The sequence below is a fragment of the Streptomyces brasiliensis genome, assembly GCF_014647875.1.
Classification (GTDB): Bacteria; Actinomycetota; Actinomycetes; order Streptomycetales; family Streptomycetaceae; genus Streptomyces; species Streptomyces brasiliensis.
Genome location: NZ_BMQA01000042.1, coordinates 49002 through 63157 on the forward strand (window position 1 = coordinate 49002; position 14156 = coordinate 63157).

Sequence of the window (14156 nt, forward strand, 5' to 3'; positions counted from 1 at the left end):
GGATCGGGCGGCCCGGTCCGGGCGGCCGACCGGCCCCGTCGCTCAGCCCGCCACGATCCGTCCGGTGACCTCACCGAGCCCGACGCGGTTCCCGTCGGCTCCCGGGGCCCACGCCGACAGGGTCACCACGTCCCCGTCCTCGAGGAACGTCCGTTTGCCGTCGGGGAGCTCGAGGGGGTCGCGGCCGTTCCAGGTGAGCTCGAGAAGGGAGCCGCGCTGGTGTTCCGAGGGGCCGCTCACGGTGCCCGAGCCGTACAGGTCGCCGGTGCGCAGGGAGGCGCCGTTGACCGTCATGTGGGCGAGTTGCTGGGCGGCAGTCCAGTACATGGTGGAGAAAGGGGGTTCGGACACCACGTGGCCGTTGATCGCGACGGAGATCCGCAGGTCGTATCCGCCGGGCTCCGCGTCCGCTCCGGAGTCGTCGAGATACGGCAGCAGGGGGTGCGTGCGCTCGGGTGGCGCCACCTTCGCGTCCTCGAGGGCCTCCAGCGGGGTGATCCACGCCGACACGGACGTCGCGAAGGACTTGCCGAGGAACGGGCCGAGGGGGACGTACTCCCAGGCCTGGATGTCCCGCGCCGACCAGTCGTTGAGCAGGCACAGCCCGAAGACGTGCTCGCGGAAGTCGCCCAGCGCCACCGGACTGCCCATCGCGGACGGGACACCGACCACGAAGCCGACCTCGGCCTCGATGTCGAGACGGACGGACGGCCCGAAGACCGGTGCCGCGTCGGCGGGGGCCTTGCGCTGGCCGGAGGGGCGTACGACATCAGTGCCCGACACCACGACCGTGCCGGAGCGGCCGTGGTAACCGATCGGGAGGTGTTTCCAGTTGGGCGTCAGCGAGTCCGCCGCGTCGGGGCGGAAGATCTGACCGACGTTGCGGGCGTGGTTCTCGGACGCATAGAAGTCGACGTAGTCGGCGACCTCGAAGGGGAGGTGCAGGGTCACCGACGACAGAGGGTGGAAGAGGGGCTCGATCGCCTCGCGGTGCGAGGGCACCGTCACCCACGCGGTCAGCGCGCGCCGTACGTCGGACCAGGTCGTGCGGCCGGCCGCCAGCAGTGCGCCGAGGGCCGGGCGGGCGAGCAGGGAGTGGTACGGCGAGCCGAGCGAAGCGGCTGCCGCGCCCGCGTCGAGGACGTGGTCGCCGAGCCGGACGCCGATCCTCCGTTCCTTGCTGCCCGCGGGCGAGAACATGCCGTACGGAAGGTTGTGCGGGCCGAAGGGGTCGCCCTCGGGGACGTCGAAGGGGGGCATGGGGTGCTGCCTCACTCTCATCCGTGCCGTGCGTGGCCAGACGTTCCATGTGGTCGCGGCACACGTTACGGGGGCGTTGCCCGTCTTGGGCAGTGTCTGAAGAGTTCGCAATGTCCGAATAGGCGTTGTCGGACGGGCCCGCACCGACCGGACCGGTCTTGCACAGCCCCCAGCACCACGACCTGAGCCGGTTCTCCGGCAAGGAGCTGATCGTCGTCGGCGCCGGGCAGTCCATGTCGAAGACGACGACGGGCAGCGGGCGGCCGAAGAGCTTCTCGACGCGGCCGCTCGCGTGCAGGTCGCGGGCCAACCGGGCGCATGCGTCGGCGAAGTGGAGGCGCAGCAGGTCGCGTCTGGCCTCGGTCTCGTCGGCCTCTTCATCATGGTCGTCGTCGCCGGAGCCGTCACCGGGGTCGATGCGGGAGCAGCGCCGGACGTCCCTCTGTCCCGTTCGTGCGGTGGGGCAACCTATCGTGGAACACCGGCAGTTGAACAGCCGAGGACATCGGGGTGAGTGGGACAGACGTGTTGTCCGTATTCTCTGATCATGGCCGCTCCCCCCGGATATTCCCTTGTCGCCACCGACTTGGACGGAACGCTCCTGCGCGGTGACGACACCCTCTCCGACCGGACCCTGGCCGCACTTGCGCGCGTGACCGAGGCCGGTGCCCGGCATCTCGTGGTGACGGGCAGGCCGGCGCCGAGGGTAAGGCCGCTGCTCGACGTCCTCGGCTGCACGGGGCTCGCGGTGTGCGGACAGGGCGCGCAGGTGTACGACGCGGGCGTGGACCGCCTGTTGTGGTCGGTCACCCTGGACCGGGAGCTGGCCGAGACCGCACTCGGCAAGATCGAGGCCGAGGTGGGGCAGGTGTACGCCGCCGTCGACCAGGACGGGGTGGAAGGGCTCACGCTCATCGAGCCCGGGTATCTGATGCCCCACCCGACCCTGCCCGCCGTCCGGGTGGAGCGGCGCGACGACCTGTGGTGCGAGCCCATCAGCAAGGTCCTGCTGCGTCATCACAGCCTGTCCGACGACGAGTTGGCGGCGACGGCCCGTTCGGTCGTGGGCTCCCTGGCGACGGTCACCATGTCGGGGCCGGGGACCGTCGAGCTCCAGCCCTGCGGCATCACGAAGGCGACCGGGCTCGCGCTGGCCGCCGAGCATCTGGGGCTGAGCCCCCGGCAGGCCGTCGCCTTCGGGGACATGCCCAACGACATCCCCATGTTCGACTGGGCCGCCCACGGGGTGGCGATGGCCAACGCCCACCCCGAACTCAAGGCGGTGGCCGACGAGGTGACCATGTCCAACGAGGACGACGGCATCGCCGTCGTCCTCGAGAGACTTTTCGCGTGAGCGGTGGGCCCGTGGGAGCTCGGGGGCGCGGGCCCGTGGATCAGTAGGCGCCGAAGACGTTGTCGATGGAGCCGTAGCGCGCGGCGGCGTAGTTGCAGGCGGCGGTGATGTTGGCGACCGGGTCGTAGACGTCGAACGACGTGCCGTCCACGTGGTAGGCCTTGAACGTCGGGTCGATCACCTGGAGCAGGCCCTTGGACGGGATGCCCTTGGCCGCGTTCGAGTCCCAGAGGTTGATGGCGCGCGGGTTGCCCGAGGACTCGCGGATGATGTTGCGGTAGATGCCGTTGTAGGTGCCCGGGATCTTCTTCTCGGCCATGATCGCGAGCGACTCGCGGATCCAGCCGTCGAGGTTGTTCGGGTATCCGGCGAGAGTCGTCGACGGCGTGGTGGTCGACGTGGTGGCCGCGGAGGCGGCGGTCGCGCCGATGAGCGGGAGGGCGAGCACGGCGGCGCCGGTGCCGGCGACGGCGAGGGTGCGCACGAGGCGCTTGGTGCGGGTATGGCGGTGCTGAGCGTCAGCGGGCATTACGAACTTCCTCTCCGGCGCCTGCGAGGTGAGCTGTCGGGTTCGGGCGGGGAGGTGCCCGGCCGTTTCGCCGCAAAGCGATACGACTTCACCCCGAGCCGTTCCGGTACGACGTGTGCCGTACCGTTCCGGCGGCTTACCTGGGTCCCCCGCTCCTGCCGTACGTGAATGAGTTCGTCGATGGGTTTGTCGGGCGCCGGCAGGATTCGGCGTCCGCCCGACAGCTCGGGAAGCTATGCGACAGCACATGTCCGAAACAAGTGCCGGATGCATATCTCGTACCAATTGACCTTGGTCTGGTGCGTATGAGGTACTTGATCCTTTGCGGTTGCCAACCCTCAACTTGCGCCCTGCGCAAGGGCGGGAGGGGGTTGTCGCAGATATTCCGACGAAGGGGCGGAAGTGACCCAACTCACCCCCCTAAAGCCCTAAGCGCATTTCCCGCCAAGGGGAATTGGAATGCTAATAGCGGCAAATTGGACACATCGTCCCAAGTCTATGGAATTAACTCTTTTGTTCCCGATGGAAGGCCGCCCTGTTGTCTCGGGTTCGCGTTGCGGTCGGCCGCGAGGCTGTACGTGACCCTGCTCACGTCCGCCGAGGGGTACCGGTGGTGCCGGTGTGGGGGAGTCCGTCGGGGGGCATTCGTGCGTACAGCCGGGTGCCGCCGGGAGGAGGGTGCGGACCCCCTGTGCGGGTGAGGTCGCGCGGGTCAAAAGATGCCGTGTAGTGCGGAGTCGAGAAATATCAGTCATATACGCCATATCAGATGATCAAGAACATACCGTCCGTGATGTGATACCGCCCGGCCTGGCCGGGTGGGCGCTATCGGTGATCGAAACCTGACCGGATAGGCTGACTCGAGTGATGGCAGCGACCTATCGACAAACCGTGTAACCGCCAGCAGACACCAGCAGACAGGAGACCCCTCGTGACCGTCGTCGGGCCGTTCGGGCTGAGCGTGCGGGACCAGGCTCTGGAAGCCGATGTCCAGGCCGGATTGGCGGCTGTCGAAGAAGGCTTGCTCGAAGCCACCAAGAGCGAGGTCCCGTTCATCACGGAGGCCGCGCAGCACCTGGTGCGCGCGGGCGGGAAGCGGTTCCGGCCGCTGCTCGTGATGCTCGCGGCCCAGTTCGGCGACCCGTACGCGCCGGGTGTCGTCCCCTCGGCCGTCGTGGTCGAGCTGACCCATCTCGCGACGCTGTACCACGACGACGTGATGGACGAGGCGGCGGTACGGCGCGGGGTCGACAGCGCGAACACCCGCTGGGGGAACTCAGTTGCGGTCCTCACCGGTGACTTCCTGTTCGCCCGCGCCTCGCAGATCCTCGCCGACCTCGGGCCGGAGGCGGTCCGCGTCCAGGCCCTCGCGTTCGAACGACTCGTGACCGGGCAGATCCTGGAGACGGCCGGGCCCTCCGACGGCCGTGACCCGGTCGAGCACTACCTGGACGTGCTGGGCGGCAAGACGGGGTCGCTGATGGCGGTGTCGTGCCGCTTCGGAGCGATGATGTCGGGCGCCGACGAGACGGTCGTGGACGTGCTCACGCAGTACGGCGAGCGGCTCGGGGTCGCCTTCCAGCTCGCGGACGACGTGCTCGACATCGCGTCCGACTCGCACGAGTCCGGGAAGACGCCCGGTACGGATCTGCGCGAAGGCGTGCCGACACTTCCTGTGCTACGGCTGCGAGAGCGGGCGGCGCGGCTGGGGCTGGCCGAGGACATCGAACTGTGCGAGCTGCTGGACTCGGACCTCACGGATTCGGCACGGCATGCCGCTGCGCTGGCCGCGCTGCGGGAGCATCCGGCGTTGGAGCAGGCCCGGCGGGACACCGTGCGGTACGCGGAGGATGCGCGGGCGGCGTTGGCTCCGTTGCCGGCGTGCGATGCGAAGGTCGCGCTGCTGGAGTTGTGCGACGCGGTGGTGCATCGGGCGGGGTGATTCGCCCACCCGCCCGCCCGACTCGGTAGGACAGGAGGTCCCGCCACGGGGCTCCGCCCCGGACCCCGGCGAGGCTCCGCCCCTGCACCCCGGCGGGGACTCCGTGCCCTGCGTCCCTGGCGGTGCTTCGCCCCTGCGTCCCCGGCGGCGGCTCCGTCTCCTGTACCCCAGCGGGGACTCGGGGTCCTCTGCACCCCGGCGGGCTTCGGCCCTGCCCCCGCGGGGCTCCGCCCCTGCACCCCGGCGGGGACTCCGTCCCCTGCACCCCGGGGGGTTTCGTCCCTGCACCCCGGCGGGCTTCGCCACTCGCGGGCGCCCCGTTCCCTGCGCCGGGCGTGTCTCCGCCTCAACCCCTACGGGTCAAGTCGCACCCCTCCACCCCGTGTCATACCGGAGGTGTACACGGAGTTGAGCCCGAGGGCTGACGCTTCAGGGTCGGTGATTTGGTCAGATGGAGACCACGGAAATCACCACTCCTCACCGATTCGGGTGAGAATGGCGGCTCAGGGTGGGAAAGTGCGAGGACAGCCGCCGCCGACGACGGAGGTAAGGCAGACATGGCACCGTACGAATCCGACGGCAACACGGGCGCCGAGGAGGTCGAGGACCTGCGCTCCGGGCGGCGCAAGGCCGCTCGGTACGTCGTCCCGGTCGCGGTGGTGGGGGTGGCGGCGGCGACCATCGGGCTCGTCCCGGCGCTCGCCGACTCCGGTGACCCCGATCTCCCGAAGATCACCGCGCAGCAGCTCATCGAGAAGATCGCCAAGTCGGACGTCGAACAACTGTCCGGCACGGTGAAGGTCACCACGGACCTGGGCCTGCCCGACCTGGGCGGTCTCGAGAACAGCCTGGTCTCCGGCGCGACCCCGTCGGGCGACGGATCGTCCGCCGACCCGACCTCCAAGCTCACCGAACTGGCCGCCGGCACGCACACGCTGCGTGTCGCCGCCGACGGCCCGGACCGGCAGAAGCTCTCGCTGATCGAGAACGCCGCCGAATACAGCCTCATCCACAACGGCAAGGACGTGTGGGGCTACGACAGCAAGTCGAACGAGGTGTACCACGGGACCGCGGACGAGGCCGGGAAGCAGTCGGAGCACGAAGTTCCCGCCACGCCGAAGGACTTCGCCGACGAGGTCCTGAAGTCCGTCGACGACACGACGTCCGTGACCGTCGACGGCACTGCGCAGGTGGCCGGCCGCGACGCCTACAAGTTGCTCGTCAAGCCCAAGCAGTCCGGCACCACGGTCGGCGCGATCAGCATCGCCGTCGACGCGAAGACCGGGCTGCCGCTGAAGTTCACGCTGACCCCGTCGAGCGGCGGCGCCGCCGTGGTCGACGCGGGCTTCACCCAGGTCAGCTTCGCCAAGCCGGCTGCCTCGACCTTCGACTTCACCCCGCCCAAGGGCGCCAAGGTCACCGAGGACGGCCACGCGGAGAAGACCGCTCCCGCGCCCTCGGGCAAGCCCGGTGAGGACTTCCTCAAGGGGGACGAGGGGTCCAAGGGCTTCGACGGCTCCAAGGTCATCGGCGAGGGCTGGAACGCGATCACCACGTTCGACACCGGCAGCAAGGGCGGTGTGCCGTCCGGCGCGGCCGGCGGCGACCTGGGCGGTTTCCTCGGCTCGCTCGGCGACCAGGTGAGCGGCAAGTTCGGCAAGGGCACTGTGTTCTCGACCCGCCTGATCAACGCCCTGATCACGGACGACGGCAAGGTGTACGTCGGTGCGGTGACCAAGAACGCCCTGGTCGACGCGGCGAACACAGGCAAGTAGCCACCCTGTGGGCACGACGAATCGAGGGAGCCGATGGACGAACCGTCCGCCACGGGGCACCAGGCGGGAGACACGGGAGACGATGACGCCCGCGCGAGCGTCATGAGCGTCATCGAAACCCGCGGCCTCACCAAGCGCTACCGCGGCGGACAGCTCGCCGTCGACGGTCTCGACCTGACCGTCCCGGCAGGCAGCGTCTTCGGCTTCCTCGGTCCGAACGGCTCCGGCAAGACCACCACCATCCGCATGCTGATGGGCCTCATCGAGCCCACCTCCGGCACGGCCCGCGTGCTCGGCCGCCCCATGCCGCGCTCCACACGGACCGTACTGCCGCAGGTGGGCGCGCTCATCGAGGGCCCCGCGCTGTACGGCTTCCTCTCCGGCCGGGACAACCTCCTGCGCTACGACGCCGCCGACCCCACCGCCGACCCGCGCACCCGGCGTACCCGCGTCGCCGCGGCGCTGGACCGGGTGGGGCTGACGGCCGCCGCGGGCAAGAAGGCGCGGGCGTACTCCCTGGGTATGAAGCAGCGCCTCGGCCTCGCGGCCGCGCTGCTCCAGCCGCGCAGACTCCTCGTCCTCGACGAGCCGACCAACGGCCTCGACCCGCAGGGCATGCGGGAGATCCGTTCGCTGGTACGGGAGTTGGCCTCCGACGGAACCACCGTCTTCCTGTCCTCGCATCTCCTCGACGAGATCGAGCAGGTGTGCACCCACGCCGCGGTGATGGCCCAGGGGCGGCTCGTCACCCAGGGTGCGGTCGCCGACCTCGCGGCCGGTGCGCGCGGCCGGCTGGTCGTGACCACGCCCGACACCGGGGACGCGGCCCGGGTGCTGAAGGAACAGGGGGTCGCCGACGTCGTCATCACCGAGGACCGGGTGACCGGAGAACCACCGGAGGGCGAACTCGCCGACCTGAACAGCGCGTTGGTGACGGCGGGCGTCCGTGTCCGCGGCTTCGGGGTCGAACGGGCCTCGCTGGAGGACGCGTTCGTGGCGCTGACCGGGGAGGGTTTCGATGTCGCAGGCTGACATACAGGCGGCCGACGGCGATGTGGCGGCCGTACGCGCCCCTCGTCCGCTGTGGACCTTCGGGCTCCTGTGCAGCGAACTGGTCACCACCTTCCGGCGCTGGCGCACGCTCGCCCTGTTGGGGGTGCTGGCCGCCGTACCTATCCTGGTCGGGATCGCGGTCAAGATCGAGACGAGCGACGGCTCATCAGCCGGGCGGGGCGGCGGGGGAGAGGGGCCGGCGTTCATCGCGCAGATCACCAACAACGGTCTGTTCCTGGTGTTCACGGCACTCGCCGCGACGCTCCCCTTCTTCCTGCCGATGTCGATCGGTGTCGTGGCCGGCGACGCGATCGCAGGCGAGGCCAACGCCGGAACCCTGCGTTACCTCCTGGTCGCCCCCGCCGGCCGTACCCGTCTCCTGCTCACCAAGTACGCGACCACGATGGCCTTCTGTCTGCTCGCCACCCTCGTGGTCGCCGGCTCCGCGCTGATCGTCGGCGCACTGCTCTTCCCGCTCGGCGACCTGACGACCATCTCCGGCACGCAGATCAGCTTCGCCGAGGGACTGGGTCGCGCGCTGCTGATCGCCCTGGTCGTCGCCGCGTCACTGACCGGGATCGCGGCCCTCGGGCTGTTCGTCTCGACCCTCACCAACAGCGGCATCGCGGCGATGGCGACCACGGTCGGTCTGCTGATCACCGTGCAGATCCTCGACCAGATCCCCCAACTGCACGCGCTCCAGCCGTACTTCTTCTCCCACTACTGGCTGTCTTTCGCCGACCTGATGCGCGACCCGGTCTACTGGGACGACCTGGTCAAGAACCTCGGCCTCCAGGCCCTGTACGCGGTGGTGTTCGGCTCGGCGGCGTGGGCGCGGTTCACGACGAAGGACATCACGGCGTAGCGCGCCGCGGCCCGGTCGGTCTATACGGTCGCCGGCGTCTCGTAGGGAAAGCGGGCGAGGGGCGCCTCCTGGGCGAAGAACGTCTTCGCCCGCGCCAGCGCCGCCGTGTCCCGCAGGACCTGCCCGGGCGCGCTGCCGTTGCCCAGCAGGACCCCGCCGAAGCGCATGCCCATGTACGCGGCCGAGTGGTTGAGGGTGCCGATCAGCGGGTCGGCCACCTCCGCTTCCTCGTGCGCGAGCGCGGTGACGCCCCACAGGGTGCGGCCGGCCAGAGTCGCCTTGAAGTCCACGTCGGGGGTGCGCAGCCAGCCGGACCAGTAGTCCAGGTAGCGCTTGGTCAGGCCGGAAACCGAATACCAGTACAGCGGCGAGGCGATCACGATGTCCGTCGCGGCGAGCGTAGCGTCCAGGAGCAGACCGGTGGTGCTGTCCGGGGCCGGCCGTACGTGGTCGCTGTCGTGCCGCAGGTCCTCGAAGTCGGGCAGGCGGTGCTCGGCGAGGCTGATCCACTGCTGCTCCACGTCGCCGGGCAACTGCTCGGCGGCCTTGCGGGCGAGCAGCTCCGTGTTGCCGTCGCGCCGGGCGCTGCCCAGCACGAAAAGAAAGCGGCGGGTCATGGGTCCTCCAGGTGATGGCTGGACGGATCGGCGTGCCGGAAAAGCAAGCACCTGCATTATATGCACACGCAATGAAATGCCCGCGAGTCCCTTGCGGCCTTACGACGGATGAGTTCCTGGTGCGAGTCTGTGACGTCGTGGTGACGTGGGATCCGTGGCGAGCGGGAGAGACTCGGGAGTACGCACGGGTACGACCGGATCGTGACGCCGGGGGAGTGAGGGAACCGATGTCTCGGCTCAGCCGCGAGGAGCAGCGGGAACAGGAGGGCGTTGGGCATCCGGTGACGCCGGTCGACGTCCGGGTGTCGGATGCGGGCACGGCGACGGCCGACGGGGTGCTGCTCGCGACGGCGCCGGGTGAGGAGATCCAGCAGGCCGTCCTCGACCACCTCCACCGCCTCGCCCGCACGACCGGCCACCCCGTCCACGCCACGATCCAGGACGACCGCATCGGCTACGTGGTCCCGCTCCAGGTGAACCCGAACGGCTCCAGCACCTTCACGTCCGAACCGGTACGGGTGGCTCCGCCGGGGGAGCGGGATGCACGGCGAGTGCCTGCCCCGGGGGCCCAGGGCACCCCGGTCGCCCTGCGCACGAGCCCCGCCGCCGCTGCCCCTTCGCCCGCAACGCCCCCAGCGCCTCCCGCCGGGCCGCAGCAGCAGCCGTACCGCGACGAGCCGACGCACCTCCTCCGCCCGACCGCCGAGCCGGCTTGGGACTCGGCGGGTATGGCGCCGGCGTTCCCGCCGCGCGCGGTGCCGGAGCCCACGCCGCTCGGGGGGCAGGCGCCCACCTTCCAGCTCCGCGCGGCGACGGAGACGCCGCCTCCGGCTCCGGGCACGGTCCAGCCGCCGACCGGGGTGTTCGGCCCGCCACCGGTGATGAACCCCGGGCCGGAGCCGCTGCCGGCACCGAAGCCCATGGCACAGCCCATCCCGACGACGGCCGCCCCCACTCCGCACTCCACCCGCACCCCCGAAGTCCTCGCCGACCCGGATCCCGACCCCAGGCCCACCCCCGCCCGGGGCTTCGATGCCGTGGCCGAAGCGGTGCTCGGGGATGGAGGCGCGGCGGACGACGGGGTGCTTCAGGGACCCATGGCTCGGATCAACGAGGCTGTTCGGGCGGGGCGGATCGACGTCGCGGCCGGGCTCGCGGAGCGCACCGTCGGTGAGGCCTCCGCCGCACTGGGGCCCGAGCACCCCGAGGTGCTCCGCCTGCGCGAACTGTCCGCCTACGTCGCCTACTTGGCCGGAGACCCGCTCCGTGCCTTCGAGGTCTCCCTGGAGCTCGCCCGGCTCCGGCGCCGTGCCCGGGACGCGGAGGCGGCGTACGGCAACGTGCAGAGTGCGGCGACCGCCTGGCGCGCCGTACGCGATCCCGAGCAGGGCCTGCGCCTCGGCGCGGACCTGATCGCGCTGTGGACGGAACTCGCCACCGAGGAGGGCCCGGCCGCCGACGACATCGAAGAACTGGAGTCGGCCCGAGCCCGTATGCACCGCCTCACGGCACGCGCGGGCAAGCCGGCACGGTAAGACGCGCCGGCTCCCTACCGACCTACTGCACGCAGAGGCTACCCACCCCTACTGCACGCAGAACTCGTTCCCCTCCGGATCCGTCATCACCACCCACTCCCCGCCGTGCTCACGCACCCGTCGCTCCACCTGCGCCCCGAGGCTCTCCAGCCGTTCGACCTCGGCCTCGCGGCGCCCGTCTCCGGAGTGCACGTCCAGATGGAGCCGGTTCTTGACGGTCTTCGTCTCGGGCACGCGCTGGAACAGGACCCTGCGGCCCAGGCCGGTGCCGGTGGCCTTGTCGTACGGGTCGTCGGGGTGCCGTACCGCGATCAGATCACGGAAGGCGGGGCGGCCGTGGTACTCGACGGCCGCCTCGCCGGGCAGCGCGCCGGCCTCCAGCAGCCGCTCGACGAGCGCGCTGTTGTCCTCGGCCTCGTAGTGCAGCGCGGCGGCCCAGAAGTCGGCCTGGGTGTGCGGGTCGACGGCGTCGATGACGAGCTTCCAGTGCAGCGGGACGGATGCGGATGCGGGCGTCTGCGTCATGCCGACCACTTATAGCCGAGCCGCGGCCCCGCGGGGGCGATACGCCGCGGCAAAACGTCCCGGCGATACGTCCCGGTCACAGCACTAGCTCGCGCCGACCTCTTTGCCGGGGGCGAGGGCGGCGTCGGCGCTCGCGGCGGTCATGCGGTCCGTGCTCGGCGTGGTGCCGGCCCTGGCGAGCGCGCGGGCGGCCCGGTGGGCGGTGCGCAGGGCGTCCCAGGTGAGCAGCGACAACGCCAGCCAGACCAGCGCGAAACCGGCCCAGCGCGCGGGCGGCATGGCCTCGTGGAAGTACAGGATGCCCAGCAGGAACTGGAACACGGGGGCCAGGTACTGGAGCAGCCCCAGCGTCGACAGGGGGACCCGTATCGCGGCCGCGCCGAAGCAGACCAGCGGCAGCGCGGTGACGATGCCGGTCGAGGCGAGCAGCGTGGCGTGTCCGGCGCCGCCCGTGCTGAAGGTGGAGTCGCCATGGGCGGTCAGCCACAGCAGATAGCCGAGCGCGGGCACGAACTGGATCGCGGTCTCGGCGGCCAGTGACTCGATGCCGCCGAGGTTGACCTTCTTCTTCACCAGCCCGTACGTGGCGAAGGAGAAGGCGAGGATCAGGGAGATCCACGGCGGCCGGCCGTACCCGACGGCCAGCACGATCACGGAGGCGAAGCCGACGGCCACCGCCGCCCACTGCGCGGGCCGCAGCCGTTCCTTCAGGATCAGCACGCCCATCGCGATGGTGACCAGGGGGTTGATGAAGTACCCGAGCGAGGCCTCCACGACGTGCTCGGAGTTCACGGCCCAGATGTATACACCCCAGTTGACCGTGATCACCGCGGCGGCGAGCGCGATCAGCGCCAGCCTGCGCGGCTGCCGCAGCAACTCCCCGGCCCAGGCCCAGCGCCGTACGACGAGCAGCGCGACCGCGACGAAGGCGAGCGACCACACCATTCGGTGGGCGAGGATCTCCACCGCCCCGGCGGGCTTCAGCAAGGGCCAGAACAGCGGGACGAGCCCCCACAACCCGTACGCCGCGAAGCCGTTCAGCAGACCTGTCCGCCGTTCACTTCTCGACTCCCCGGCCACGGGCACCTCCGTCTCATGTTCTGTTCCGCCCGGACGAAGGTAGCGCCGAGTACGCCCGCCTGTCATGCCCGTATCGTCATACGGTCATGACAGGCGGGGGTGGTGGGCCCGACGAGGTCCGCGGTCGGGTGCTCGGAGCGGATCCACGCGGCCCAGGTTCGTCCCGTGAGCGCGCGGCGTGCGGCCCTGGCTCAGCCCTTCAGGCCCGTGGTTATGGCCGCGGCGAGCGGGGTGGTCGGGCGGCCGGCCAGGCGGGACAGATCGCCGGTGGAAACGACCAGCTCGCCCTTGGCGATCGACGCGTCCACGCCGACGAGGATCTCGGCGAACGGCTCGGGCAGCCCGGCGCCGGTGAGGATGCCCTTCATGACATCGCCGGTGACGGCGTTGTAGGCGATCTCCTTGCCGGTCTGCTTGCTCAGCTCGGCCGCGTACTCGGCGAAGCTCCACGCCTCGTCGCCGCCCAGCTCGTACGTCTGGTTCTCGTGCCCCTCACCGGTCAGTACGGCGACGGCGGCGGCCGCGTAGTCGGCGCGCGAGGCGGAGGAGACCCGGCCCTCGCCGGCGGCCGCGACGACGGCGTTGTGCTCCAGGACCGGGGCCAGGTTCTCGGTGTAGTTCTCGTGGTACCAGCCGTTGCGCAGCAGCGTGTACGGCAGACCGGAGGCCAGCAGCAGCTCCTCGGTGGCGCGGTGGTCGTCGGCGAGCGCGGCCGTCAGGCTGCCGGGGGCGCTGGTGTAGGCGAGCAGGGCGACGCCGGCCGCCTTGGCGGCGTCGATGACGACCTTGTGCTGCTGGACCCGGCCCTTGTCGAACTCGTTGCCGGAGATCAGCAGCACCTTGTCGCCGGCCGCGAAGAGGCCGTCGAAGGTCTCGGGCGCGTTGTAGTCGGCGACCGCGATCTTCACGCCGCGCGCCGCGAAGTCGGCGGCCTTGGCCTCGTCCCGCGCGACGGCGGTGATCTGCTCGGCCGGAACCTTCTCCAGCAGCTGCTCCACGACGAGGCGGCCGAGGTGGCCGGTGGATCCGGTGACGACGATGCTCATGGTTCAGAACTCCTTGTGGGGTGCGAAGGCCGCGGCCCGTGACGCCGGCGAGGCGATGTGCCCGTACCGCCTCGTCCTCGAACACGTCACCAGCCGCTGGGGTGTCCTGGTCCTGATCGAACTGCTCGACCGTCCGTACCGGTTCAGCGAACTGCGCCGGGCGATAGCCAGTGTCGGCCGGGGTGTCAGCGAGAAGATGCTCACGCAGACCCTCCAGACCCTGGAGCGCGACGGCCTGGTCCACCGCGACGCCAAGCCCGTGATCCCGCCTCGCGTCGACTACTCCCTCACCGACCTCGGCCGCGAGGCGGCGGAACAGGTCAGGGCGCTGGCGCTGTGGACGGAGCAGCGGATGTCCGCGGTGGAGAAGGCACGCGAGAGATACGACACGGCAAAGGCAACCGCTGAACAGCCGTGACGCCGCCGACTGCGACCGATTGAACTAATGCCGGGGCGCTGAGAGCCTGCACGAAGTGGGCCTGGGCGTAGAGCTGCGCCCAGGCCCTACAGCATGCCGGTCAGCCCACCACGGTCCACGTGTCGCCGCCGGCCAGCAGGGCGGCCAGGTCGCCCTT

General features: G+C 70.5%; 13 protein-coding genes and 1 riboswitch. Of the genes, 7 read left to right on the top strand and 6 right to left on the bottom strand.

Features of this window, described 5'->3' with window-relative positions; translation table 11 throughout:
- Positions 1-42: 42 nt before the first annotated feature.
- The gene (fahA, locus tag IEZ19_RS36860; protein ID WP_189315753.1) at positions 43-1260 is read right to left on the bottom strand and encodes a fumarylacetoacetase; all 1218 of its coding nucleotides are present in this window, start codon (positions 1258-1260) and stop codon (positions 43-45) included.
- Between the two features lie 547 nt (positions 1261-1807).
- Between fahA and IEZ19_RS36865 the strand changes: the two genes are divergently transcribed.
- Positions 1808-2614 carry an HAD family hydrolase gene (locus IEZ19_RS36865; protein ID WP_189315754.1) on the top strand — a complete coding sequence of 269 codons (807 nt, stop codon included), beginning with the start codon at positions 1808-1810 and terminating at the stop codon, positions 2612-2614.
- Between the two features lie 40 nt (positions 2615-2654).
- Here the strand turns inward: IEZ19_RS36865 and IEZ19_RS36870 are convergent, their stop codons facing one another.
- On the bottom strand, positions 2655-3143 hold the full coding sequence (locus tag IEZ19_RS36870) for a transglycosylase SLT domain-containing protein (protein WP_189315755.1): 489 nt from the start codon (positions 3141-3143) through the stop codon (positions 2655-2657).
- Positions 3144-3146: 3 nt separating this feature from the next.
- Positions 3147-3333, bottom strand: a riboswitch (cyclic di-AMP (ydaO/yuaA leader).
- 741 nt (positions 3334-4074) lie between these two features.
- On the opposite strand from IEZ19_RS36870, the gene IEZ19_RS36875 reads away from it, so the two are divergent.
- The 4 genes from IEZ19_RS36875 (at position 4075) to IEZ19_RS36890 (ending at position 8778) form a co-directional block, all read left to right on the top strand.
- The gene (locus IEZ19_RS36875) at positions 4075-5085 is read left to right on the top strand and encodes a polyprenyl synthetase family protein (protein WP_189315756.1); all 1011 of its coding nucleotides are present in this window, start codon (positions 4075-4077) and stop codon (positions 5083-5085) included.
- Positions 5086-5642: 557 nt separating this feature from the next.
- A complete protein-coding gene (locus IEZ19_RS36880; protein WP_189315757.1) occupies positions 5643-6860 on the top strand; it encodes a LolA family protein in 1218 nt (405 codons plus the stop codon).
- 33 nt (positions 6861-6893) lie between these two features.
- The gene (locus tag IEZ19_RS36885) at positions 6894-7892 is read left to right on the top strand and encodes an ABC transporter ATP-binding protein (RefSeq protein WP_189315758.1); all 999 of its coding nucleotides are present in this window, start codon (positions 6894-6896) and stop codon (positions 7890-7892) included.
- On the top strand, positions 7879-8778 hold the full coding sequence (locus IEZ19_RS36890; RefSeq protein WP_189315759.1) for an ABC transporter permease: 900 nt from the start codon (positions 7879-7881) through the stop codon (positions 8776-8778). The genes IEZ19_RS36885 and IEZ19_RS36890 overlap by 14 nt, the downstream gene beginning before the upstream one ends.
- 20 nt (positions 8779-8798) lie before the next feature.
- On the opposite strand, the gene IEZ19_RS36895 is transcribed toward IEZ19_RS36890, so the two are convergent.
- Positions 8799-9395 (bottom strand): flavodoxin family protein, encoded by a 597-nt coding sequence (locus tag IEZ19_RS36895; protein ID WP_189315760.1) that lies wholly within the window; start codon positions 9393-9395, stop codon positions 8799-8801.
- Positions 9396-9622: 227 nt separating this feature from the next.
- Here IEZ19_RS36895 and IEZ19_RS36900 point away from each other — a divergent pair, with 227 nt between their 5' ends.
- Positions 9623-10930 carry a tetratricopeptide repeat protein gene (locus IEZ19_RS36900; RefSeq protein ID WP_189315761.1) on the top strand — a complete coding sequence of 436 codons (1308 nt, stop codon included), beginning with the start codon at positions 9623-9625 and terminating at the stop codon, positions 10928-10930.
- Positions 10931-10978: 48 nt separating this feature from the next.
- Here IEZ19_RS36900 and IEZ19_RS36905 read toward each other — a convergent pair whose 3' ends face one another.
- The 3 genes from IEZ19_RS36905 to IEZ19_RS36915 all read right to left on the bottom strand — a co-directional run bounded on the left by IEZ19_RS36905 (position 10979) and on the right by IEZ19_RS36915 (position 13581).
- On the bottom strand, positions 10979-11455 hold the full coding sequence (locus IEZ19_RS36905; protein WP_189315762.1) for a VOC family protein: 477 nt from the start codon (positions 11453-11455) through the stop codon (positions 10979-10981).
- Between the two features lie 84 nt (positions 11456-11539).
- On the bottom strand, positions 11540-12535 hold the full coding sequence (gene rarD, locus IEZ19_RS36910) for an EamA family transporter RarD (RefSeq protein ID WP_189315763.1): 996 nt from the start codon (positions 12533-12535) through the stop codon (positions 11540-11542).
- A gap of 191 nt (positions 12536-12726) precedes the next feature.
- Positions 12727-13581 (bottom strand): SDR family oxidoreductase, encoded by an 855-nt coding sequence (locus tag IEZ19_RS36915; protein WP_189315764.1) that lies wholly within the window; start codon positions 13579-13581, stop codon positions 12727-12729.
- Here IEZ19_RS36915 and IEZ19_RS36920 point away from each other — a divergent pair.
- On the top strand, positions 13580-13999 hold the full coding sequence (locus IEZ19_RS36920) for a winged helix-turn-helix transcriptional regulator (protein ID WP_189315765.1): 420 nt from the start codon (positions 13580-13582) through the stop codon (positions 13997-13999). The genes IEZ19_RS36915 and IEZ19_RS36920 overlap by 2 nt on opposite strands.
- The last annotated feature ends 157 nt before the right edge of the window (positions 14000-14156 follow it).